Here is a 24,092-nt window from a genome sequence, read left to right as displayed (position 1 = left end):
GTTCATTCTGACGCCGCAGCGTTTGAGGACAATTCTCACATGCGAAAATGACATCGCACGATACGACAGGGGCGGCCGGCCGATACCCCGCGGCACCGAGACCCGTCATACGAGAGTCCCACGATGACTCCGGCACGGCGCCTGGCGCCGTGGGTCCTGTTTTCTTTTCCATTCCCGTCCATGACGAACCCGATCGACACCGCACTGCCCGAGCCCTTGCACCCCGACGAACCCTTGCCGCACCGCAAGGTGATCCGCTCCTGGTTGCTGCCGCTGGCCGAACGCACGACCGTGCGCGCGCTGGTGCTGCTCGCCATCGACTACGCCCTGTTCGGCGCCTTGCTGTCGGGCGTCGTGATGCTGAAGTCGTTCTGGCTCAAGACGCTGTGTGGCCTGGCCGCCGGCTTCGTGATCGGACGCCTCTTCATCATCGGCCACGACGCCTGTCACCAGAGCCTGACGCCGCACCGGCGCCTCAACAAGTGGCTGGGGCGCATCGCCTTCCTGCCCTCGCTCACGCCCTACAGCCTCTGGGACATGGGCCACAACGTGGTTCACCACGGCTTCACCAACCTGAAGGGCGTCGACTTCGTCTGGGCGCCGCTCACGCAGGCCGAATACGACGCGCTGTCGCCGTCGCGCCGCCTGATGGAACGCGTCTACCGCAGCGGCTGGGCGCCGGGCGTCTACTACATGGTCGAGATCTGGTGGCACCGCATGGTGGGCCGCGACAAGACGAGCAACGCCGAGCGCCCCGTGTTCTCGCGCGACTGCGGGCTGATCGGCGGCTTCGCGCTGGCCTGGGTCGTGGCGCTGGTTGGCGCCGCACTGGTCACCGACCAGTCGATCGCCCTGTTGCTCGGCGCCGCCTTCGTGGTGCCGCTCCTCTTCTGGTTCGCGATGATCGGCTTCGTGGTGTACGTGCACCACACGCACGTCAAGGTGAGCTGGCACGACGACCGCGCCACCTGGCAGCGCGCCCAGCCTTTCGTCTCGACCACCGTGCACCTGACCTTCCCGATGCAGATCGGCGCGTTGATGCACCACATCATGGAGCACACCGCGCACCACGTGGACATGAGCATCCCGCTCTACAAGCTGAAGGCCGCGCAGGCCCGCATCGAGGATCTGCTGCCGAGCCGCATCGTGGTGCAACGCTTTTCGTGGCGCTGGTACTTCGGCACCGCGCGCCGCTGCAAGCTCTACGACTTCACCCGCAAGTGCTGGACCGACTTCCAGGGCCGGGCGACCAGCGCGCCGCGCGCCCTGCCCGCCTGATCAGCCGGCTGCGCGCTTCGTGAGGATCTCGAGGGCCGGCAAGGTCTTGCCTTCGAGGATTTCGAGGAAAGCCCCGCCGCCGGTCGAGATGTAGCCCACCGCCGGCTCGATGCCGTACTTGGCGATGGCCGCCAGCGTGTCGCCGCCGCCGGCGATGGAGAAGGCCTTGCTGGCCGCAATGGCGCGGGCGATGGTTTCGGTGCCGTGCGAGAAGGCCTCGAACTCGAACACGCCCACCGGGCCGTTCCACACGATGGTGCCCGCTTCGCGCAGTTGCGCGGCCAGCATGTCGGCGGTCTTCGGGCCGATGTCCAGAATCAGATCGTCGGCGTCGACCGCGTCGGCGGCCTTGACGGTCGCCGGTGCATCCGCGGCGAAGGTCTTGGCTGTGACCACGTCGACCGGAATCGGCACCGCCGCGCCGCGCGCGCGCATGGCCTCGATCACGGCCCTGGCTTCGTCGAGCAGGTCGGGCTCGGCCAGCGACTTGCCGATCGACAGGCCCGACGCCAGCATGAAGGTGTTGGCGATGCCGCCGCCCACGATCAGCTGGTCGACCTTGTCGGCCAGCGCCTTGAGGATGGTGAGCTTGGTGCTGACCTTGGACCCCGCGACGATCGCGACCAGCGGGCGCTTCGGCTGCGCGAGCGCCTTCGTGATGGCGTCGATCTCGGCGGCCAGCAGCGGGCCGGCCGAGGCGATCTTCGCGTACTGCGCGATGCCGTAAGTCGTGGCTTCGGCGCGGTGCGCGGTGCCGAAAGCGTCGTTCACGTAGATGTCGCAGAGCGCCGCCATCTTCTTCGCGAGCGCCGGATCGTTCTTCTTCTCGCCCTCGTTGACGCGGCAATTCTCGAGCAACACGACCTCGCCGGGCTTGACCTCGACGCCGTTGACCCAGTCGGCCACCAGCCGGACGTCGTGGCCGAGCAGTTCCCCGAGTCGCCTGGCCACGGGCGCCAGCGAATCGGCCGGCTTGAATTCGCCCTCGGTCGGACGGCCGAGGTGGGAGGTGACCATGACGGCGGCGCCGGCGTCGAGCGCAAGCTGGATGCACGGCACGGAGGCACGAACGCGGGTGTCTTCGGTGATCTCGCCGGCCTCGTTCTGTGGCACGTTGAGGTCGGCACGGATGAAAACGCGCTGGCCGGAAGCCTTGCCCTGCGCGCACAAATCGGTAAAGCGGATGACATTCATCCGTCCGATTCTAGAAGCGCCTACCAGCCCAGCCCCAGATGCAGCGGCAGGTACACCGCCATGCCCACCACCATGGTGCCGAGCACGCCGTGGCGCCAGAAGTAATAGGCAGCGCCCGCGACCGCGGCGTAGATGCGCGCGTCGTGCAGCGTGGTGACGAGATGGCCTTGCGTCATGACGATCTCGGGAATGACCACCGCCGACAGCGCCGCGACCGGGGCATAGTGCAGCGCGCGATGCGCCCACTCCGGCAGACCCCAGGGTCGGTCGAGAATGAAGAAGAAACAGCGCGTGAGCACCGACACGCCGGCCAGGCCGACGATGACGGCCAGCGTCCACCAGTCCGTCTCACCGTTCATTCGTCTGCCTCCGCCGGGTTGCGCACGAACTGCCGCTCGAGGCCGAAGCACAGCAGCACCGCCACGCCGATGCCCACCACGATGTTGAGCTTGAGCGGCAACGAATAGGCCGCCACCGCCGTGGCGCCGGCCACGGCCGCCGACAGCAGTCGCAGGCGGGTGGTCGCCATCGAACACAGGATGCCGACCAGGCTCAGCACCCCCGCGAAGCCAAGTCCCCAGGTTTGCGGAATGAGATTGGCCAGCACCACGCCGACGAGGCTGAGGCCCATCCACGCGCACCAGGTGATGAAGTAGCCGCCGGCCAGATAGGCCTCCTGGCCCAGCACGCCTTCGGGCGTGTCGGCCGGGGCGTCGTAGCGGCGCACGAACATCGCATAGCTCAGGTCGGCCGTGAGGTAGCCGTGCACCAGGCGCCGCCAGCGTGGCAGCGACATCAGGTAAGGCCGCAAATGCAGGCTGAACACCACGAAGCGCAGGTTGACGCAAAAGCCGGTCGCCAACACGACCCAGGCCGGCGCGCCCGCCACGAGCAACGGAATGGCCGCGAGTTGCGAGCTGCCGGCGTAGACCAGCAGTGTCATCGCGACCGCCTCGACCCCGCTCATGCCAGACTTGACCATCGCCACACCGGTCATCAGCCCCCAGGCGCCGATGCCGAGCGCGAGCGGCGCCATGTTGCGCATGCCTTCGCGGAACTCCGGGCGGCGGCGGATCGACGGCAGGAAGAACATCAGCCGAAGATCTGCCCGGGCTTCAGGTCGAAGCCGCGCAGGAAATCGGCGGCGCCCAGGCGTTTGCCGCCCGCGCGCTGCAGTTCAGTGACCACAACGATGGCGTCGGCGGCCGCCACCGCGATGCCGGCGCGCGTAGCCGCGAGGATCGTCCCCGGCATTTCTGTGGTCGGGCCGGGGTGAACGTGCGCCGCCCAGAGCTTCACTGCCTCGCCGTCGCGCAAGGTGCTGGCGCCCGGAAACGGGTCGAAGGCGCGGATGCGGCGCACGATGGCCGCCGCGTCCTGTGCCCAGTCGATCTGCGCCTCGTGCTTTTCGACCTTGTGCGCATAGGTCACGCCCTCGGCCGGCTGGGGCGTCGGCGTCAGGGTGCCGGCGTCGGCTCGCGCGAGGGCCTGGACGACAAGCCGCCCGCCGAGGTCGGCCAAGCGATCGTGCAGCACGGCGGTGCTGTCATCGCCGATGTCGAGCGCTTCGGTGAGGAGCATGGCGCCGGTGTCGAGCCCCGCGTCCATCTGCATGAGCGTGACGCCGGTCTGTGCATCGCCCGCCTCGACCGCGCGGTGGATCGGCGCGGCGCCGCGCCAGCGCGGCAGCAGGCTGGCGTGGATGTTGAGGCACCCCAGCCGCGGCACGTCCAGCACCCACTGCGGCAGGATCAGGCCGTAGGCGGCCACCACCATCACGTCGGCTTGCGCGGCCACGAGCACGTCACGGGCGGCGGCAGCATCGTCGGGGTATTTGCCGTCGAGGCGCAGGCTGCGCGGCTGCGCCACCGGCCAGCCACGTTCCAGCGCGCGCTGCTTGACGGACGAAGCCTGGAGCTTCAGCCCGCGCCCGGCCGGGCGGTCGGGCTGCGTCATGACCCGAACGATCTCGTGGCCCGCCGCCGCGATGGCGTCCAGCGCTGTCCGTGCGAACGCGGGCGTGCCCGCAAAGACGACTCGCAAGCCGCTCAAAAGGGCAACCGATCCCGCGTCAGTTCGTCGCCCGTGTGCCAATGCGACACCAGGCCCTGGCGATCGACATAGATATAGAGCAGGCGCGGCGCGTTCAGCACCTTGTAACGCCAGGTCCACACCCCGCCGTCGAACGACGCGACCTCGGTGATTTCGAGGGGACGGCCGTACGTGCGCAGGATGTCGGCTTCGCGCCAGACACCGTTCTGGATGTCCTGCGCAAACCAGCGTTCGTCGAGCACCTGGCGCACCGAAACGACCCGACCGCCGGCGTCGAGATCGACGTCGTTGACTTCGGTGCCTGCCGGCGCGCGCGAGTACTGAAGCCGTTCGCCACCGCCCGGCAATGGATAGACCGCCGTCGGCTGGCCCAGCTGCTGCAGCGCGTCGGCCCGGCTCGTGCCCGGCGCAATGCGTGTCGGCTCGGCGGCGCAGGCTGCGAGCGCGAGCACCAGCACCACTGCTGCCAGCCGGTTGAACGGCTTCAAGGCCGGCCTTCCTTTTGCTCTTCGCGTTGCAGCTTCAAGAGCTTGCTCTTGATGCGGTTGCGCTTGAGCGGCGACAGGTACTCGACGAACACCTTGCCCAGCAGGTGGTCCAGCTCGTGCTGGATGCACACGGCCAGCAGGCCGTCGGCTTCCAGCGTGCGCAACTCGCCGTCGAGGTCGAGCGCGGTGACCTTCACGGCGGTCGAGCGCTCGACGCCGTCGTAGATCCCGGGGACGGACAGGCACCCCTCTTCGTTCAGGATCTTGTCGTCGCTCGCCCAAACGATCTCGGGGTTGATCAGCACCAGCGGCTGGTTGCGCTCTTCGGAGACGTCGATCACCACGAGGCGCTCGTGCACGTCGATCTGCGTCGCCGCCAGGCCGATGCCGGCGGCGTCGTACATGGTGTCGAGCATGTCCGCCGCGAGCGCTTTGATGCGTGCGTCGACGCCCTGCACCGGCTTGGCGACCGTGTGCAGGCGTTTGTCTGGAAAGCTCAGGATGGTTCTTTTGGCCATGAAAACGAGAAAAAGTTGTGGGTATTTTCGCCAATTCCGCGACGCTGCGATGGGCCGTACCTTGATAAACGTTGCCCAATCAAGGGCTTCAGCGCAAAATTCGTTGCAAATTGTGAGGATTTGTTCGGCCCTTCCGGTGCCGTGCGTGCACACCATCAAACCATGAAAAAACTCCGAATCCCTGCCCGCTCGCGCCCGACCCTGCTGGCAACGCTCGCGGCATTCACGGTGCTCGGCATCGGTACGACGGCTTCGGCGCAGAACTTTCCCATCACACCGCAACAGCGCGCGATCGCCCAGCAGACCGCGCAAAACGGCATCCCGCTCAGCGAATTGGTCGCCACCGCACCGGACGAATACACGGTCAAGCCCGGTGACACGCTGTGGGCGATCTCCCGCCTCTACCTCAAGAGCCCGTGGCGCTGGCCCGAGCTGTGGGGCATGAACCTCGGCGAAATCGCCAATCCGCACCGCATCTACCCGGGCCAGGTGCTCTACCTCGACAAGACCGGCGGACGCGCCCGTCTCACGACGCGTCGCGGCACCGGCATGCCGGACGGCACCATCAAGCTGTCGCCGCGCACCCGCTACGAATCCCTGTCGGGCATGGCGCTGCCGACGCTCAACCCGAGCCTGATCGAGCCCTTCCTCGCCGAACCGATCGTGGTCGACGAAGACACGCTCAAGGTGGCGCCACGCATCGTGGCCGGCAACGACGATCGCGTACTGCTGGCCCGCGGTGACCGCGCCTATGCACGCGGCGAGACCGGCTCCCCGGTGGTCGAGGTTCCAGGTCCGATCAAGCAGTTCCGGATCTTCCGCAACGCCACGCCGCTGAAAGATCCCGCTACGGGCGAAATTCTCGGCTATGAAGCGCAATATCTCGGCCGCGCGACGCTGCAGCGCGGCGAGAGCACCGTCACCCAACTGACCGACGGCAAGGAAGTGACCAACGTCGTCCCGGCCACGATCGACATCGTGGCCGCCCGCGAAGAGATGCGCGCCGGCGACCGGCTGCTGTCCGAACCGCCGCGCCCGATGCAAAGCTACGTGCCACGCGCCCCGACGCAGCAAGTGGTCGACGGACGCATCGTGTCGGTCTACGGCAATGCGGTGCAGTTCGCGGCGCAGAACCAGGTCGTGGCCATCAACAAGGGCTTGCGCGACGGCATCGAGAGCGGTCAGGTGCTGGCCATCCTGAAAAACGGCGCCGTCATCGTCGACAAGACCAACGATGCCAAGGAAACGCTCAAGCTGCCGAACGAACGCATCGGTCTGCTGATGGTGTTCCGGCCGTTCGACAAGGTGTCTTACGCGCTCGTGCTCGAGATCAGCGACACGCCGAAGGCCGGCGACCTGCTCGTCAACCCCTGAGCTGATTTCGGTTTTTCGCGTGGAACGGGAGGAACTTGCCGGCTGGCTGCGGCTGACGCTGACGCCCGGCGTCGGCGATACCGCTGCGCGCAAGTTGCTGGCGGCTTTCGGGCTGCCGCCGGGCGTGTTCGCGCAATCGCATGCCGCCTTGCTGCAGGTGGTGTCATCCGCGCAGGCAATGGCACTCGGCCATCCACCGGAGGGTCTGCCGGCGCTGCTCGAACAGACCTGGCAATGGCTTCAGGCCACGGAACCGGACGGTGCCACGCGTCGCATCGTGACGCTCGCCGATGCCGGCTATCCGGCGTCGTTGCTCGAAATGGTCGATCCGCCGGTGATGCTCTATGTGATCGGCGCGCCCGCTTTCGATCTGACGCAGCTCGGCCGCGCGGTGGCAATCGTCGGCAGCCGCAATCCGACCCCGCAGGGTGCATCGAACGCGCGCGCGTTCGCGCAGGCACTGGGCGAGGCGAACATCACGGTGGTTTCGGGTCTGGCCCTCGGCGTCGACGGCGCGGCGCACCAGGGTGCACTCGATGCCGCGGCCAGCAACCCGTCGCGCCTCGCCACCGTGGCGGTGGTGGGCACGGGGCTCGACCGCGTTTACCCGGCACGCCATCGCGCGCTCGCCCATCAGATCGTGGCGCACGGACTCATCGTGAGCGAGTTCGCGCCCGGCACGCCGCCACTCAACCAGAATTTTCCCAAGCGCAACCGGATCATCGCGGGGCTTTCGCGCGGCACCCTCGTGGTCGAAGCGGCGCTGCAGTCGGGCTCGCTGATCACCGCGCGGCTCGCCGTGGAGCAGGGCAAGGAAGTCTTCGCGATTCCGGGCTCGATCCACTCGCCGCAATCGCGCGGTTGTCATGCACTGATCCGGCAGGGCGCCAAACTGGTCGAGTCGGTCAACGACGTGCTGGAAGAGCTTCGCTTCGATGACGTGACGGCATCGCAGGCGCCTGATGCGGACCCGGCGGTGCTGGACGATTCCGGGCTGCTGCGCGACCTGGGTTTCGATCCCGTGAGCCTCGACGCGCTGTGCGCCCGCACCGGCCATGGCGCCGCGACGCTGCAAGCCCAACTGCTCGAACTGGAACTGGACGGCCGCATCGCGCGGCTGCCGGGCGGGCTGTTCCAGCGCGTTGGGCGAGGCTGAGCAAGTCATCGTCGCCAACGCCCATCCCCTGAAGCGCGGCGGTGGGCTATATTGAGTCCCATGTTCGAAGTGCTTGTGTTCGTCTACGAAAACTACTGGCGCGGCGACGCGTGCCCTCAACTCGAGCAGCTGGGCCGCAAGCTCACGGCCCACGGCTTCGAGCCCGACGAAATTCGCGACGCGCTGCAATGGCTCGACGGCCTCACGCTGGCGACGCAGGGCATCCAGCTCACCCGAAGTTCCGAAGACGCCAACAGCTTCACCGTGGCGCCGCGCGGGCAGGGCGAAGCTGCCTTGCCGCAGGCCGCGGATTCGATGCGTGTCTACTCGACGGCGGAACAAGACCACCTGGGTGCCGAATGCCTCGGCTTCATCAGCTTTCTCGAAACCGCGAACGTGTTGTCGGCCGGGCTGCGCGAGATCGTGGTCGAACGCGCGATGGCCACGCCCGGCGACCCGGTCGCGCTCGACGAATTGAAGATCATCGTGCTGATGGTGCACTGGAGCACCGGCATCGAGCCCGACGCGTTGGTGCTTGACGAACTCAGCGACGACCGCGAAGGTCGCATCGCCCACTGACCGGCGGGGTCAGTTCAGCAGCCGCTCGGGATTGGCATCGAGCTTGGCCAGCGCTTCCCGCGTGGCGCGCACGGTGAGCGTTTCTTCTTCGGCCGGCACCAGCAGGCCGGCCTGCAGATAGGACGCCAGGCGCCCGGCCTGGATGAGAAAACTGCGCCCGTCGCTCGATGCGAACAGGTGCAGTTGCTTCCGATCGCTGCGCCACACGAACTGCACCTGGTTCACGCGGCCGTTGTGGTCGAGCATGAACCAGGTCCCCACCTGCAGTTCGTGCGCCCAGGCCAGCATGTCTTCGGCCACCTTGGTGCCGGCGTCGGGCACGATCTCGATCGACGCGGCGTCGACGCCGAGCAGGAGCTCGACACTGGCGGCGTCGAGCGGGAATTCGGCCGAGCCCTCGTCGCTGACGAAATCCTCGACGTGCGCGAGGCGCTTGGCCATGGCCTCGATCTTGGCGTGCGGAATGGCTTCGGTTTTCGACATGAAGGCGTCGGACAACGTCGCGCCGATGACCTTGATGTGTGCTTCCTGCGGATCGCCGACGATGCCGAGCAGGGTCATGCCCAGACGCAGCCGCTGGAGCAGCTGCGGAAGGTCCTGGATGACGCGCGTGCGGTCGTTGCGGTTCGGCTTGGCGCTCGCGGCCCACACGAGGTCGGAGGCCGCGCGCTTGAGCGTCACGGTCTGCTCGTCCTGCGCACCGTAGCGCAGGGCGGCGATGGCCAGCACCTCGGCCCACACCTTGAACAGGAATTCGCGAATCTCTTCCCGCACCGGCATGTCGTTGAGCATCTTGCGCAGCTCGATGGTGTACTGAATCGCCATCGTCTCCTTCTGCTCGACCTGCTGCGCCACGCTCATGAGGCGCTGGGTCGCGTCGCTCTGCGTCAGGTACTTGTTGAGGAAGGCGACGAATTCGTCGAACACCAGCTTGAACACACGCTGCCCGGTTTCCGGGTATTGCTCGATGACCTGCACCACGCGACGGATCTCGCCTTCGAGCGCGCTGCCCGAAATCGCGGCCGCATCGAAGCCCATCACGCACGATCCCATGCGGTCGATCAGCATGCGCGCGGGATGCTGCAGCGTGCCGAAAAACTCCGGCTCGGCGATCGCCACGCGCAGCACCGGCATCTGCAAGCGGGCGAACCAGACGCGCGCCGAAAACGGAATGCGCTCTTCGGCCAGGATGGCCTGGAACATCAGGGCGACGATTTCGACGGTGGCCTTGTCGGCGGTGGTCGGTGCCCGCTTCTTGAGTTCACTGGTGCGCCGGCGCAGGTCGGCTGCGCTTTGCTGCAAGGCGGTGGCGTCTTCGCCGACCACGTAATGCGAGGCCGCGAGCTGGTAGGCCGCCTCGGCATCCGCGATGGCCGCGACGAAGGCCTGCGAGCCTCCATCCCCGCCGCCCATGCCGGCATGATTGCCGCCGCCGTGGCCGCCCGCCACGTGCTGCACGCCGCCGCCAGCCGAATCGCTGCCGAGCCGCGCAGTCACAAAACGCTTGAGATTGATCAGCACGCCCTGCGCGCGCTGCCGTGCCATGAGCAACGGCGACCCGCCGGTTGCAGCCATGCCGGCGTCCTGGCCGCCGCCGTAGCCGAACTGCCCTGCACTGCCGCCCTCGCCGCGGCCTGCGCCGATGCCGATCGCGGCCGGCGCGAAGCTGCCGGGCGGCGCGCCCACCATGCCGCGACCGCTGGGCGTGATGTGGGTGGGCGGACGGGAGTTCGCGAAGCCGCCGGCACCGCCACCCGCACCACCGCCGAGCGGCGCAGCGCCCGACGCACCGCTCGAGCCGGTGCGCTTGACGAAGCTCTTCAGGTCGATTTCGGGCATCACGCCCTTGCCGATCAGGAACGCGTTGGCGTCCTTGTAGGCCGCAACCACCACATCGAGCAGCTTTTGCTGGATGGCGTCTTGCACCTTGGTCCAGAGCTGGCGCGACAAGCCCGCCGCCAGCCACTGTTCGACCAGCAGCGTCGCGAGCGTGTCCGGCTTGAGCACGTCCTTGCCGTCGAGTTCGCTGGTGCCCTCAAGGTGCTGGATGCGAAGGCGCAGATCGTTCAGCTCGAAGCTGGCCTTGCCCTGGATCAGCTGCGCCAGCCGCGACGAGAGGATGTTGTTTTCCACCACCTCGTCGCCCATCAGCTCGAGGCGCGAACTGGAATGGAGTGACCCGCCCGTGGTGGTCGTGCCCAGCGATTTGCGCCAGTGGAGCTGGGTGAGGTTCACCCAGTTGGCGGCGTGCCCCTGGAACGCGATGAAATCGTCCCGGTGTTCCTGCATCGCACGGGCGTTGCCGGTCAGGCTGGCCAGCGCGGTGAGACGCTCCTGGATCGCTACCGCCGCAGGGGCGGCAACGCCTTCGGTGGCGGCAACGAAACGCTCACGCGTCTCGCGCGCGAGCTGGAGAGATTGGGCCTGGGATCGCGCGGTGCTCATGAAGGGTCAGTGGGGCAGCCAATCGTAACGACAAATGCGAGCTTGCATCGAGATGCTTGCGCGCACAAGTCGTTCAGACGGTCGCGCCCGCGTTCGGATCCTCCGGATCGCCCTCGCGCTTGACCGGGCCCTTGATCAGGTCTTCCCGCTTGATGCCCAGCCACATGGCGATCGCCGCCGCCACGAAGCACGACGAGTAGATACCGAAGCAGATGCCGATGGTGAGCGCCAGCGCGAAGTAGTGCAGTGTCGGCCCCCCGAAAAAGAACATCGACAGCACCACGAGCTGCGTGGAGCCGTGGGTGATGATGGTCCGGCTGATGGTCGAGGTGATCGCGTTGTCGATGATCTCCTCGGTGTTCAGCTTGCGGTAGCGCCGGAAGTTCTCGCGAATCCGGTCGAAGATCACGACCGATTCATTCACCGAATAGCCCAGCACAGCGAGCACCGCCGCCAGCACCGCCAGCGAGAACTCCCACTGGAAGAAGGCGAAGAAGCCCAGGATGATGACCACGTCGTGCAGGTTGGCCAGCACGGTCGACAGCGCAAACTTCCACTCGAAGCGGAACGCCAGGTAAATCATGATGCCGAGCACCACCATGCCGAGCGCCTTGATGCCGTTGGTGGTGAGCTCCTCGCCGACCTGCGGCCCGACGAACTCGGTACCCCGCAGCGTCACGGTCGGATCGACCGCCTTCAGCGCGCCGAGCACCTGCTCGCTTTGCTGGGTCGCGTTCATGCCCTTTTGAGCGGGCAGCCGGATCTGCACATCGCGCGCCGTGCCGAACGCCTGCACCTGCACATCGGGGTAGCCGAGCTTGCCGACGATTTCGCGAACCTTTCCGGTGTCGGCGGCCTGCTGGTAGGCGACCTCCATCACCGTGCCGCCGGTGAATTCGACCGACAGGTGCAGCCCGCGGTGCAGCAGGAAGAACACGGCCAGCGCGAAAGTGGCGAACGAAATGATGTTCAGCACCACGGCGTGGCGCATGAACGGGATCGTCTTGTGGATGCGGAAGAATTCCATGGCCTGCTCTCTTACTTGGCTTCGGCCAGGGCGGTTCCAGCGGCATCCGTCTTGGGACGCCACACGGTGCCGATCGACACGCTCTTGAGTTTCTTCTTGCGCCCGTACCAAAGGTTAACGAGGCCGCGCGAAAAGAACACCGCCGAGAACATCGAAGTCACGATGCCGATGCAGTGCACCACCGCGAAACCGCGGATCGGTCCGGACCCAAAGGCCAGCAAGGCGACGCCGGCAATCAACGTCGTCACGTTCGCGTCCAGAATCGTGCCCCACGCGCGGTCGTAGCCAGCGTGGATCGCGGCCTGCGGCGAAGCGCCGTTGCGCAGCTCCTCGCGCACGCGCTCGTTGATCAGCACGTTCGAGTCGATCGCGACGCCGATCGCCAGCGCCATGGCGGCGATGCCCGGCAGGGTGAGGGTGGCCTGCAGCATCGACAGGATGGCCACGAGCAGCATCAGGTTCACCGCCAGCGCGATCGACGAGAACGCGCCGAACAGCGCGTAGTAGAGGCACATGAACACCATGATGGCGACAAAGCCGTACATGACGCTGTCGAAACCCTTCTTGATGTTGTCGGCACCCAAGCTCGGGCCGATGGTCCGTTCCTGGATGATTTCCATCGGCGCGGCCAGCGATCCGGCGCGCAGCAGCAAGGCGAGGTCGTTGGCTTCGACCACGTTCATCGACCCGGAGATCTGGAAGCGGTTGCCGAGCTCGCCGTTGATCGACGGCGCCGTGAGCACTTCGCCCTTGCCCTTCTCGAAGATCAGCATGGCCATGCGCTTCTTGTAGTTGTCACGGCTCACGTCTCGCATGATGCGACCGCCCTTGGCGTCCATCGTCAGGTCGACCTTGGGCTGGTTGCTCTGGCTGTCGAAGCCGGGTTGCGCGTCGGTCAGGTTTTCGCCGGTGACCAGCACCTGCTTCTTGACGATGACGGCGCGCCCGGTGCGGTCGAGGAATTTCTCGGAACCGAAGGGCACCGGACCGGAGCCGGTTTCGGCCGCACGGCCTTCGGCGGTCTCGTCGACCATGCGCATTTCGAGCGTCGCCGTGCGACCCAGGATGTCCTTGGCCTTGGCGGTGTCCTGCACGCCGGGCAGTTGCACGACGATGCGGTCGAGGCCTTGCTGCTGGATCACGGGTTCGGCCACGCCGAGTTCGTTGATCCGGTTGTGCAGCGTCGTGATGTTCTGCTTAAGCGCCGCGTCCTGCAGCCGCCGCGCGGCTTCGGGCTTGATGGTCGCCGTGAGCTTGAAGTCACCGCCGTTTTGCGCCGTGGTCGGCGTCAGGTCGGGGAACTGGTCGGTCACGAGAACGCGGGCCGCCTCGAGGCTGGCCGCATCGCGAAAACTCACTTCGATTGCCTGCCCGTTGCGGTTGACCGCGCTGCCGCGGATGCTCTTGTCGCGCAACGCGCTGCGCAGGTCGCTCGAGAAAGTTTCGGCTTTCTTGTCGATCGCGCCCTTCATGTCGACCTGCAGCATGAAGTCCACGCCGCCACGCAAGTCGAGGCCAAGGTACATCGGGTACGCGTGCAGGGCAGCGAGCCAGGCGGGCGAACGCGGTACGAGATTGAGGGCAACGGTGTACGGCGGGTCGGCCGGGTCGGGCACCAGCGCGCGCTGCATCACGTCACGGGCCTTCAGCTGGTCGTCGGTGGTCGTGAAACGGACGCGCAGCGAGGTCGCGTCGATCGTCTGCATGTCCGGCACCAGGCCGGCCGCCTTGAGCGCCTCGTCGACACGCGCCTGCGTCGCCGCATCGACCTTGACGGTCGACTTGGCCGCAGACACCTGCACGGCAGGCGCTTCGCCGAAGAAATTGGGCAGGGCGTAGATCAGCCCCACGAGCAACACGATCACGATGACCGCGTACTTCCAGACCGGATATCGGTTCATTCATTCACCTGTTCGTGAAACACCGCGGGGCTGGCGTCGCCCGCACACCGCGGCCTGCGGACGCGCATTACTTGATCGCGCCCTTTGGAAGCACTTGCACGACAGCGCTGCGCTGGATCTTGACTTCCACGCCGTTGGCGATTTCGATACCGAGATAGGTGTCGCCCAGCGAGGTGATCTTGCCGAGCACGCCGCCCGAGGTCGCGACTTCGTCGCCTTTGGCCAGCGCTTCGATCATGGCGCGTGCTTCTTTCTGGCGCTTCATCTGCGGGCGAATCATCACGAAATACAGCACCACGAACATCAGCACGAGCGGCAACATGCTGCCGAGCGACGACAACATGTCGCCACCGCCGGCGGCGGGTGCGGTTTGGGCAAAAGCAGAAGAAATGAACAAGGGAGTCTCCAACTGAGGAAAAGTAAGACGTGAACCGGACGGGCAGGTTCAGGGCTGCAGGACGCAGCCGCAGGACGCGACCGGGCCGCGCGCAGCACCGGGCATTGTATTCGTCGGGGGTGGTCGTCCGGGCGACTTACCCGCCACCCGGAACAGGACATTGACGGCGCCCGTCGGGGCGCCCGCTCAGGCCGCGATGGCCGCCGCCTCGGGATGGCGCCACTGCCCCATCAGCGCCACCCAGCGGACCCGCGCAGCCGCAAGGTTGCGGTCTTTCACGTGGCCGTAGCCGCGGATCTGTTCAGGCAGGCTGGCGATTTCCAGCGCGGTGGCGTGATTCGTCGGGTTCAGTCCGGCGATCACTTCCTCGATGCTCGCGCGGTACTCGACGATCAGCGCGCGCTCGCCCTTGCGCTCTTCGGTGCGCCCGAAGACGTCCAGCGCGGTGCCGCGCAGGCCCTTGAGCTTCGCCAGCATGCGGAAGCCCGTCAGCATCGCCGGGCCGAACTTCTGTTTTTGCAACTCGCCCTTGGCGTTTTTCTTCGCGATGATGGGCGGGGCCAGGTGGTAGTTGAGCTTGAAGTCGCCTTCGAACATGCCGTTGACGCGGTCGAGGAACGTCCGGTCGGTGTGCAACCGCGCCACTTCGTATTCGTCCTTGTAGGCCATCAGTTTGAAGAGATAGCGAGCGACGGCTTCGGTCACGCCGGTCTTGCCGGTCGCTGCGGCTTCGGCCTTGTGCACCTTCTCGACGAACGCGCGGTATTGCTCGGCGTAGCCGGCGTTCTGGTAGCCGGTCAGGAACTCGACGCGGCGTGCGATCAGCGTGTCGACCGTCTCGCGCTTCTTGAATTCGATCACCTGGCCCGGCGACACCAGCTTTTGCACCGCGGCCAGGTCGTGCGCCGCGCGGCGGCCCCATTCGAAGGCCGTCTTGTTGTTTTCGATCGCGACGTTGTTGAGGTCGATCGCACGCATCAGCGACGCGAATTCCAGTGGCACCCACCCGCGCTGCCACGCGTAGCCGAGCAGCATCGGGTTGGCATACAGGCTGTCGCCCATCAGCGCCACCGCGAACGCGTCGGCGTCGAAAGTGCCGAGCGCATCGACGCCGACGGCGCGCGCGATCTCGTTCGCGCAGTCGTCCTGCGGGTTGACCCAGTTGGCGTTGCGCACGAACGCTGCGGTCGGCGTGCTGTGCGTGTTGAGCGCGACGTGCGTGCGGCCTTCACGCATGCGCGCCAGCGTTTCGGCGTTGACCGCTACCAGCGGGTCGGCGGCCAGGATCAGGTCGGCTGCCGCGGTGCCGACGCGCGTCGTGCGGATCGCGTCCTGCGATTCGCCGATGAGCGCGTGGCTCCAGGTGGCGCCGCCCTTCTGCGCCAGGCCAGCTGCGTCCTGCGTGACGATGCCCTTGCCTTCGATGTGTGCGGCCATGCCGAGCAACTGCCCGATCGTGATGACACCCGTGCCGCCGACACCCGCGACGACGATGCCCCAGACCTGGTCGCGTGCCAGTTGCGGCACGACCGGCTCGGGCATCGCGCCCCAGACGGACGTATCGAACGGCGAATTGGCCTTGTTCTTCGACTTCTTCTTGAGCGCGCCGCCTTCGACGGTGACGAAGCTCGGGCAGAAGCCCTTGAGGCAGCTCGTGTCCTTGTTGCAGGTGCTCTGGTTGATCGTGCGCTTGCGGCCGAATTCGGTTTCGAGCGGCTCGACCGACAGGCAGTTGCTCTGCACGCTGCAGTCGCCGCAGCCTTCGCACACGAGTTCGTTGATGACCACGCGCACCGCCGGATCGACGGCCGTGCCGCGCTTGCGGCGGCGGCGCTTTTCGGTGGCGCAGGTCTGGTCGTAGATGATCGCGGTCGTGCCGGTGATTTCGCGGAACTCGCGCTGGATTTCGTCCAGGTCGTCGCGATGCCGAATCGCCACGTTGTCACCGGGCACCTTCACGCCGTCGTACTTCTCGGGCTCGTCGGTGACGACGATGACCTTCTTGGCGCCTTCGGCATGCAGACTCTCGGCGATCTGCAGCACCGAATGCCCCTCGGGCCGCTCGCCGACCTGCTGGCCGCCGGTCATGGCGACCGCGTCGTTGTAGAGGATCTTGTAAGTGATGTTCACGCCGGCCGCGATGCTCTGGCGGATCGCCAGCAGCCCGCTGTGGAAGTAGGTGCCGTCGCCCAGGTTCGCGAAGATGTGCTGGTCGGTCGTGAAAGGCTGCTGGCCGACCCACGGCACGCCCTCGCCGCCCATTTGCGTGAAGCCGATGGTGCTGCGGTCCATCCAGGTCGCCATGAAATGGCAGCCGATGCCGCCCATCGCGCGGGAGCCTTCGGGCACCACCGTGCTGGTGTTGTGAGGGCAGCCCGAGCAGAACCAGGGCTGGCGGTCGGCGCCCTGCACGCCGCCGACTTTCAGGACGTCCATCGAGCGCTCTTTCGCGTCGAGGATCGCCATCTGCGCATCGATGCGGGCGCGCATGTCGCTGCCGGCCTGGTCGAGGATGCCGAGCTTCTTCAGGCGCTGGGCGATCGCCTTGGCGATCAGCGCCGGGTTCAGGTCGGCATTGGCGCGCAGCAGCGTGTTGGCGGTCGGGTTCGACATCGACCATTCGCCGCCCGAGAAATCGCCGGCGTCGAGTTCGTTGAACTTGCCCAGCACGTTGGGCCGCACGTCGGCGCGCCAGTTGTAGAGCTCTTCCTTCAGCTGGTACTCGATGACCTGACGCTTTTCTTCGACGACCAGAATCTCTTGCAGGCCGGTGGCAAATTCGCGCGTGAGCTGCGCCTCGAGCGGCCACACCACCCCGACCTTGTGCAGGCGGATGCCGAGCTGGCGGCAGGTCGCGTCGTCCAGGCCGAGGTCCATCAAGGCCTGGCGCGTGTCGTTGTAGGCCTTGCCGCTGGCCATGATGCCGAAGCGATCGTTCGGGCCTTCGATGGTGTTGTGGTTCAGCCGGTTGGCGCGGATGTAGGCCAGCGCGGCGTACCACTTGTAGTGCATCAAGCGCGCTTCCTGCTCCAGCGCGTGGTCGGGCCAGCGGATGTGCAGGCCGCCGGGCGGCATCTGGAAATCGGTGGGGATGACGATCTCGACGCGCTCGGGGTCGATCATCGCGGTGGCGCTGGATTCGACGATCTCCTGGATCGTCTTCATGCCCGACCACACGCCCGAGAAGCGGCTCATCGCGAAGGCGTGGATGCCCAGGTCGAGGATCTCCTGCACGTTGGTCGGGAAGAACACCGGCGTGCCGCAGGCCTTGAAGATGTGGTCGCTCTGGTGTGCCGCCGTGCTGCTCTTGCTGATGTGGTCATCGCCCGCGACGGCGATCACGCCGCCGAACTCGGTGGTGCCCGCCATGTTCGCGTGCTTGAACACGTCCGAGCAGCGGTCCACGCCCGGGCCCTTGCCGTACCAGATGCCGAAGACGCCGTCGAACTTGTTGGTGCCCTGGGGCGAGAAGCCCAGTTGTTGCGTGCCCCACAGCGCGGTGGCCGCCAGCTCTTCGTTGACGCCCGGCTGGAACACGATGTTCTGCGCCTTGAGGTACTTGCTCGCCTTCCACAGCGCCTGGTCGTAGCCGCCGAGCGGCGAGCCACGGTAGCCGCTGATGAAGCCGGCGGTGTTCTTGCCGGCCTGCTGGTCGCGCAGGCGCTGCAGCATGGGCAGCTTCACGAGGGCCTGCACGCCGCTCATGAAGGCGCGTCCGTAGTCGAGCGAATATTTGTCGTCGAGCGTGACGGTTTCGAGGGCCTTGCGAATGTGCTCGGGCAGGGGGGCGTTCATCGTCTGTGTCTCCGGGTTGGCGTGGCCTGGTGGGCCTGGCTGGGCGACGTGCATTCGCCCGGGTAGGGGCAGCGCCCTCATGATGCGCCAGAAAGTGTATGCCCGGGTGCGGGACAGGTGCTTTCAGATATTGGCCGGGAAACCCTAGTTTTTGGAAGATCCTTTCTTAGAATCGCGCTTCATGGAAAGCCTTGATAAGTTCGACCTCGCCATCCTGAAAGAACTCCAGACCGATGGCCGCCTCACCAATGCCGAGCTGGCACAGCGCGTCGGCCTGTCGGCCGCGCCCTGCTGGCGCCGCGTGCGGGCGCTGGAAGACTCCGGCTTCATCAAGGGCTACTACGCCGAGATCGACCGCCGCAAGATCGGCCTGGGCGTGCTTGCCTTCGTGCGCCTGGACACCGAGCGCGCCAACAGCGAGGTGACGAAAAAGATCGAGGAGGCGATCCGCAAGCTGCCCGAGGTGATCGCCTGCCACTACATCAGCGGCACCGGCATGTTCGAGCTGCAGGTGGTCGCCGAAGACCTCGACGCGTTCTCGCGCTTCGCGCTCAACAGCCTGATGCACCTGCCCAACGTGAAGGACCTGCACACCAGCTTCTCGCTGGGGGAAGTGAAGGCGAGCCATGCGCTGCCGCTGGGACACCTCACGGCGAAGCGGTAACAATCGAGGCCGATGCCACCGATATCCCCCGAGGAGACACCGCTTCCCCCGCTGCGCGCCGAACCCGCGCGCATCGGTGCGCTCACGCCGCTCAAGTTGCCGGTGTTCCGCATGCTGTGGAGCACCTGGCTGATCGCCAACATCTGCATGTGGATGAACGACGTGGCGGCCGCCTGGATGATGACCACGCTCACCGCGTCGCCGATCTGGGTGGCGCTGGTGCAGACGGCCTCCACATTGCCCGTGTTCCTGCTCGGGCTGCCGAGCGGTGCGCTGGCCGACATCCTCGACCGCCGGCGCTGGCTGGTCGCGACGCAGTTCTGGCTGGCCGGCGTGGCGATCGTGCTGTGCGCCGCGGTGGCGATGGGCGGCATGAGCGCCCCGCTCCTGCTGGCGCTGACCTTCGCCAACGGCATCGGCCTGGCGATGCGCTGGCCGGTGTTCTCGGCCATCGTGCCGGAGCTGGTGCCGCGCATCCAGCTGCCCGCCGCACTCGGGCTCAACGGCATCGCGATGAACGCGTCGCGCATCATCGGCCCGCTGGTGGCCGGTGCGCTGATCGCGAGCGCCGGCACGCTGTGGGTCTTCGTGCTGAATGCGGTGATGTCGGTGGCCTCGGGCTTCATCGTGCTGCGCTGGCGGCGCGAGCACCAACCCAATCCGCTCGGCCGCGAAAAGCTCGTGAGCGCGATGCGGGTCGGCGTGCAGTTCGTGCGGCAGTCGCCGCGCATGCGGGCGGTGCTGGTGCGCATCTCGATCTTCTTCTTCCACTCGACCGCGCTGCTCGCACTGCTGCCGCTGCTGGCGCGCGGACTGAAGGGCGGCGATGCCGGCACCTTCACGCTGCTGCTGGCCGCGATGGGCGCCGGCGCGATCGTCGCCGTGCTCTACCTGCCGCGGCTGCGCCAGGCCTACGAGCGCGACCAGCTGGTGCTGCGCGGCACGATGGTGCAGTCGGTCGCGACGGCGGTGATGGCCTTCGCGCCCAACGTGTACGTCGCGGTGCCGGCCATGCTGTTCGGCGGCGCGGCGTGGATCACGGTGGCGAATTCGCTCGCGGTGTCGGCGCAGCTCGCGTTGCCCGACTGGGTGCGCGCACGCGGCATGTCGATGTACCAGATGGCGATCATGGGCGCGACGGCCATCGGCGCTGCGATCTGGGGCCAGGTCGCGACCGTGAGCACGCTGCAACTGAGCCTTTGCATCGCAGCGGTGAGCGGCACGCTGCTGATGCTGGCCGCCCTGCGTCACGTGCTCGACCACGGCACCGACGACGACGTGAGCCCGGCCGAGGCCGGCTGGAGCACCGCACCGGCGCACCCCGCGCCGGGCGCGGGGCGCGTCGTCATCACGGTCGACTATGTGATCGACCCGGCGCGCGCTGCGGCCTTCCACCTCGTGATGCATCAGACGCGGCGCACGCGCTTGAGCGAAGGCGCGATCGGTTGGGAACTGCTGCACGACATCACGCAGCCCGCGCGCTATGTCGAGCAGATCGTCGACGAGTCATGGACCGAGCACCTGCGCCGCTTCAACCGCGCGACCGCGGCCGACCTGGCGCTGCGGGAACGGCGCCTCGCGTTCCATCTGGGCGAAGAGCCGCCAGTGGTCACCCGCTACGTCGTCCAACGGTAAGGGCGCCTACGCCTTTTTCTGCGGCAGCTCGATGCCCGGAAAGATCTTGATGACCGCGCTGTCGTCTTCCTTGGCGAAGCCGGCGGTCGAGGCCTGCATAAACATCTGGTGCGCGGTCGACGACAGCGGCAGCGGAAACTTGCTGGCGCGCGCCATGTCGAGCACAAGGCCCAGGTCCTTCACGAAGATGTCGACGGCTGAGAGCGGCGTGTAGTCGGCGGCCAGCACGTGCGCCATGCGGTTCTCGAACATCCAGCTGTTGCCCGCGCTGTGCGTGATGACGTCGTAGAGCGCCGCGGCGTCGACGCCTTCGCGCAGGCCCAGCGCCATCGCCTCGGCGGCGGCGGCGATGTGCACGCCGGCCAGCAGCTGGTTGATGACCTTGACCTTGCTGCCCGCGCCGGCCTGGTCGCCAAGGCGGTAGACCTTGCCGGCCATGTCTTCGAGCACGCTGCCAACCTTCGCGTACGCCGCCGGCGTGGCCGCCGTCATCATCGTCATCTCGCCGCTCGCGGCCTTGGCGGCGCCGCCCGAGATGGGCGCATCGATGTACAGCAGGCCCATGCCGGCAAGCCGCTTTTCGAACGCGATCGACACGTTCGGGTCGACCGTCGAGCACATCACGAACACGCTCCCCGACCGCATCGCGGGCGCGATCTCGTCGAGCACGACTTCCGTCTGCGCGGCATTCACGACCACCGACACGACCACGTCGCAGGCCGCGCCGAGTTCGGCCAGTGATGCGCACGCGGTGCCGCCGTCGCGCGCGAAGGCGTCGGCCACCTCCGTGCGCACATCGAATACATGCGGCGCATGACCGCTGCGGCGCAGCGACTGCGCCATGCCGTTGCCCATGGCACCGAGGCCGATCAATCCAACGGTCAACGTCATCGTGGTCCTTCGAAAGTGGACACCCATGATCGCGCAAAGCCGGCGCGGCCGACTCAGGGTTTCAGCGCATCGCGTGGCGCGCCGCACGCACGATGGCCACCGCGTCGACGCCGAAGAAATCGCGCAATGCGGCCCGCGTGTCGCTGCGCCCGAAGCCGTCGGTGCCCAGCGTGAGATAGCGCCGACCTTCGGGCAGGTACGCGCGAATGCTCTCGGGCACGGCGCGCACGTAGTCGGTGGCGGCGACGATGGGGCCGGCACTGGCGGCGAGCTGCTGGGCGACGAAGGGATTGGACGCCGGCTCGCGGCGCAACGCGGCCTGCTCGGAGGCCGCCCCGTCGCGCGCGAGTTCGCTCCAGCTGGTGACGCTGAACACGTCGACCGCGACGCCCTCGGCCGCAAGCTGCTGGGCCGCCTTGACCACCTCGGTGAAGATCGCGCCCGACCCCAGGAGCGTGACTACGGCGGCGCCCATCGCGTCGCCGTAGCGCCCGAACCGATAGCAACCGCGCAGCACGTCGGCATGCGCTTCGAGCGGCAAGCTCGGCTGCGCGTAGTTCTCGTTCATGAGGGTGACGTAATAGAAGACGTCCTTCTGCTCGACCAGCATTTCGCGCATGCCGGCGTCGACGATCACTGCCATCTCGCCCGCGAAGGCGGGGTCGTAAGCCTTGCAGTTCGGGATGGTCGCGGCCACCAGATGGCTGGTGCCGTCCTGGTGCTGCAGGCCTTCGCCGCCGAGCGTGGTGCGGCCCGAGGTCGCGCCGAGCAAAAAGCCGCGTGCGCGCTGGTCGGCCGCGGCCCAGATCTGGTCGCCCACGCGCTGGAAGCCGAACATCGAGTAGTAGATATAGAACGGCAGCATCGCGAGGCCGTGCACGCTGTAGCTGGTGGCAGCGGCCGTCCAGCTCGCGATGGCGCCGGCCTCGCTGATGCCTTCTTCGAGGATCTGCCCGTCGGTTGCCTCGCGGTAACTGAGGATGGTGTCGATGTCTTCCGGCGCGTAGCGCTGGCCCACGCTCGAATAGATGCCGACCTGCTTGAAGAGGTTCGCCATGCCGAAGGTGCGCGCCTCGTCGGCCACGATGGGCACCACGCGCGGGCCGAGCGCCTGGTCTTTCAGCAGCGCGCCGAGGATGCGCACGAACGCCATGGTCGTGCTCATGTCCTTGCCGTCGGCGGCCAGCGCGAACTGCGCGTAGGCCCCGATGTCGGGCACCGGCACGACCTCGCACGCGGTTTCGCGCCGCGGCATCGAACCGCCGAGCGCGGTGCGATGGTCTTTCAGGTACTTCATCTCCGCGCTGTCTTCGGCCGGCTTGTAGAAGGCGAGCGAGGTGGCCTGCGCGTCGGTGAGCGGCAGGTTGAAGCGGTTGCGAAATCCGATGAGGTCGGCGCTCTCGAACTTCTTGTGCGAGTGCGTCGTCATCTTTCCCTGGCCCGCACCCATGCCGTAGCCCTTCTTGGTGTGGGCGAGGATGACGGTCGGCTGGCCGACGTGCGCGGCGGCCGCAGCGTAGGCGGCATGGATCTTCACCAGGTCGTGGCCGCCGCGCTTGAGCCGGTCAATTTGTTCGTCGGTCATGCCCTGCGCAAGCTTCTTCAGTTCGTCGTCCTGGCCAAAGAAGGTGTCCCGGTTGAAGCGACCGTCTTTCGCGGCGAAGGTCTGCATCTGGCCGTCGACGGTGTTGGCGAAGGCGCGCGCCAAGGCACCCGTGGTGTCGCGCGCGAAGAGGCCGTCCCAGTCGCTGCCCCACACCAGCTTGACCACGTTCCAGCCAGCGCCCGCAAAGAGCTTTTCGAGCTCGTCGATGATGCGGCCGTTGCCGCGCACCGGGCCATCGAGGCGCTGCAGGTTGCAGTTGACGACCCACACCAGGTTGTCGAGCTTCTCGCGCGCGGCCAGGGTCAGCGCGCTCATCGATTCGGGCTCGTCCATCTCGCCGTCGCCGAACACGCCCCACACCTTGCGCGGGCTGCAGTCGAGCAGCTGCCGGTCGGTGAGGTAACGCATGAAGCGCGCGTGGTAGATCGAACTGATCGGGCCGATGCCCATCGAGCCGGTCGGGAACTGCCAGAAATCCGGCATCAGGTACGGATGCGGGTAGCTCGACAGGCCGCGCGCGCCGCTGCCCCGCGTGAAGGCCGGCGCGGTGAGCTCCTGGCGATAGTGCGAAAGATCGTCTTCGCTCAATCGGCCCTCGAGGAACGCCCGAGCGTAGACACCCGGCGCGCTGTGCGGCTGGAAGAACACGAGGTCGCCGCGGTGCGCATCGCTGCGTGCGTGAAAGAAATGATTGAAGCCGGTTTCGAACAGGTCGGCCGCGCTCGCGTAGCTCGCGATGTGGCCGCCGAGTTCGCCGTAGGAATGGTTGGCGCGCACCACCATCGCGAGCGCGTTCCAGCGCATGAGCGACGCGAGCCGCTCTTCCATGGCGAGGTCACCGGGAAAGGCGGGCTGCGCGTCGACCGCGATGGTGTTGACGTAAGGCGTGCAGAGCGCGGGCTGCCAACCGATGCGATGCGTGCGCGCCGACTCGGCCAGCGCGTCGAGGATCTGGCGCGCCCGCACCGGGCCGTTGGCCGCGACCAGCGCCGCGAAGGCGTCGCGCCACTCGGTGGTTTCTTGCGGGTCGGGGTCGACGGCGTCGGCCAGGGCGACGAGGTGCGGGGCAGAGTGGGCGTTCATCCGCCCACT

General features: G+C 67.1%; 19 protein-coding genes. 6 read left to right on the top strand and 13 right to left on the bottom strand.

Annotated features, from left to right (window positions below):
• Window positions 1-180 precede the first annotated feature (180 nt).
• Entirely contained in the window at window positions 181-1,278 is a 1,098-nt protein-coding gene (locus AX767_RS11390) for a fatty acid desaturase (RefSeq protein WP_068631421.1), read from the top strand.
• Here the strand turns inward: AX767_RS11390 and AX767_RS11385 are convergent, their stop codons facing one another.
• Genes AX767_RS11385 through def form a run of 6 tightly spaced genes read right to left on the bottom strand, consistent with a single transcriptional unit; the run spans window position 1,279 to window position 5,530 of the window.
• A complete protein-coding gene (locus AX767_RS11385; protein WP_068631419.1) occupies window positions 1,279-2,472 on the bottom strand; it encodes a phosphoglycerate kinase in 1,194 nt (397 codons plus the stop codon).
• 20 nt (window positions 2,473-2,492) lie between these two features.
• Window positions 2,493-2,831 (bottom strand): AzlD domain-containing protein, encoded by a 339-nt coding sequence (locus AX767_RS11380; protein ID WP_068631417.1) that lies wholly within the window; start codon window positions 2,829-2,831, stop codon window positions 2,493-2,495.
• Window positions 2,828-3,565, bottom strand: coding sequence for an AzlC family ABC transporter permease (locus tag AX767_RS11375; RefSeq protein ID WP_068631415.1), 738 nt, complete (start codon window positions 3,563-3,565; stop codon window positions 2,828-2,830). Before AX767_RS11375 ends, AX767_RS11380 begins: the two co-directional genes overlap by 4 nt.
• Complete coding sequence (gene fmt / locus AX767_RS11370; protein ID WP_068631413.1) at window positions 3,565-4,515, bottom strand: methionyl-tRNA formyltransferase; 951 nt, start codon at window positions 4,513-4,515, stop codon at window positions 3,565-3,567. The genes AX767_RS11375 and fmt overlap by 1 nt, the downstream gene beginning before the upstream one ends.
• A gap of 5 nt (window positions 4,516-4,520) precedes the next feature.
• Window positions 4,521-5,012 carry a hypothetical protein gene (locus AX767_RS11365; protein ID WP_068631411.1) on the bottom strand — a complete coding sequence of 164 codons (492 nt, stop codon included), beginning with the start codon at window positions 5,010-5,012 and terminating at the stop codon, window positions 4,521-4,523.
• Window positions 5,009-5,530 carry a peptide deformylase gene (def, locus tag AX767_RS11360; RefSeq protein ID WP_068631409.1) on the bottom strand — a complete coding sequence of 174 codons (522 nt, stop codon included), beginning with the start codon at window positions 5,528-5,530 and terminating at the stop codon, window positions 5,009-5,011. Before def ends, AX767_RS11365 begins: the two co-directional genes overlap by 4 nt.
• Before the next feature lie 162 nt (window positions 5,531-5,692).
• On the opposite strand from def, the gene AX767_RS11355 reads away from it, so the two are divergent.
• Genes AX767_RS11355 through AX767_RS11345 form a run of 3 tightly spaced genes read left to right on the top strand, consistent with a single transcriptional unit; the run spans window position 5,693 to window position 8,639 of the window.
• Complete coding sequence (locus tag AX767_RS11355; protein ID WP_068631407.1) at window positions 5,693-6,904, top strand: LysM peptidoglycan-binding domain-containing protein; 1,212 nt, start codon at window positions 5,693-5,695, stop codon at window positions 6,902-6,904.
• 19 nt (window positions 6,905-6,923) lie between these two features.
• Complete coding sequence (gene dprA, locus AX767_RS11350) at window positions 6,924-8,060, top strand: DNA-processing protein DprA (RefSeq protein WP_068631405.1); 1,137 nt, start codon at window positions 6,924-6,926, stop codon at window positions 8,058-8,060.
• Window positions 8,061-8,120: 60 nt separating this feature from the next.
• Window positions 8,121-8,639: a DUF494 family protein gene (locus AX767_RS11345; RefSeq protein ID WP_068631403.1), complete on the top strand. Its 519-nt coding sequence runs from the start codon at window positions 8,121-8,123 to the stop codon at window positions 8,637-8,639.
• Between the two features lie 9 nt (window positions 8,640-8,648).
• On the opposite strand, the gene AX767_RS11340 is transcribed toward AX767_RS11345, so the two are convergent.
• The 5 genes from AX767_RS11340 to AX767_RS11320 all read right to left on the bottom strand — a co-directional run bounded on the left by AX767_RS11340 (window position 8,649) and on the right by AX767_RS11320 (window position 18,204).
• On the bottom strand, window positions 8,649-11,084 hold the full coding sequence (locus AX767_RS11340) for a DUF1631 family protein (protein ID WP_068631401.1): 2,436 nt from the start codon (window positions 11,082-11,084) through the stop codon (window positions 8,649-8,651).
• A gap of 73 nt (window positions 11,085-11,157) precedes the next feature.
• Entirely contained in the window at window positions 11,158-12,111 is a 954-nt protein-coding gene (gene secF, locus AX767_RS11335) for a protein translocase subunit SecF (protein WP_068631398.1), read from the bottom strand.
• A gap of 11 nt (window positions 12,112-12,122) precedes the next feature.
• Window positions 12,123-14,012: a protein translocase subunit SecD gene (secD, locus tag AX767_RS11330; protein WP_068631396.1), complete on the bottom strand. Its 1,890-nt coding sequence runs from the start codon at window positions 14,010-14,012 to the stop codon at window positions 12,123-12,125.
• A gap of 67 nt (window positions 14,013-14,079) precedes the next feature.
• Entirely contained in the window at window positions 14,080-14,409 is a 330-nt protein-coding gene (gene yajC, locus AX767_RS11325) for a preprotein translocase subunit YajC (protein WP_068631393.1), read from the bottom strand.
• 186 nt (window positions 14,410-14,595) lie between these two features.
• Window positions 14,596-18,204, bottom strand: coding sequence for an indolepyruvate ferredoxin oxidoreductase family protein (locus AX767_RS11320; RefSeq protein WP_068633605.1), 3,609 nt, complete (start codon window positions 18,202-18,204; stop codon window positions 14,596-14,598).
• Window positions 18,205-18,385: 181 nt separating this feature from the next.
• On the opposite strand from AX767_RS11320, the gene AX767_RS11315 reads away from it, so the two are divergent.
• Together AX767_RS11315 and AX767_RS11310 are read left to right on the top strand one after the other, a co-directional pair.
• Window positions 18,386-18,868, top strand: coding sequence for an Lrp/AsnC family transcriptional regulator (locus AX767_RS11315; protein ID WP_068631391.1), 483 nt, complete (start codon window positions 18,386-18,388; stop codon window positions 18,866-18,868).
• Window positions 18,869-18,880: 12 nt separating this feature from the next.
• A complete protein-coding gene (locus AX767_RS11310) occupies window positions 18,881-20,503 on the top strand; it encodes an MFS transporter (RefSeq protein ID WP_068631389.1) in 1,623 nt (540 codons plus the stop codon).
• A 6-nt stretch (window positions 20,504-20,509) separates the two neighbouring features.
• On the opposite strand, the gene ltnD is transcribed toward AX767_RS11310, so the two are convergent.
• Window positions 20,510-21,394: an L-threonate dehydrogenase gene (gene ltnD / locus AX767_RS11305; protein ID WP_068631387.1), complete on the bottom strand. Its 885-nt coding sequence runs from the start codon at window positions 21,392-21,394 to the stop codon at window positions 20,510-20,512.
• A gap of 61 nt (window positions 21,395-21,455) precedes the next feature.
• The gene (gene mdeB / locus AX767_RS11300) at window positions 21,456-24,083 is read right to left on the bottom strand and encodes an alpha-ketoglutarate dehydrogenase (RefSeq protein ID WP_068631385.1); all 2,628 of its coding nucleotides are present in this window, start codon (window positions 24,081-24,083) and stop codon (window positions 21,456-21,458) included.
• Window positions 24,084-24,092 lie beyond the last annotated feature (9 nt).

The organism is Variovorax sp. PAMC 28711, assembly GCF_001577265.1.
Lineage (GTDB): Bacteria > Pseudomonadota > Gammaproteobacteria > Burkholderiales > Burkholderiaceae_C > Variovorax.
Note: the sequence above shows the minus strand (reverse complement) of the source record. Positions and strands in the feature narration are given on the sequence as shown.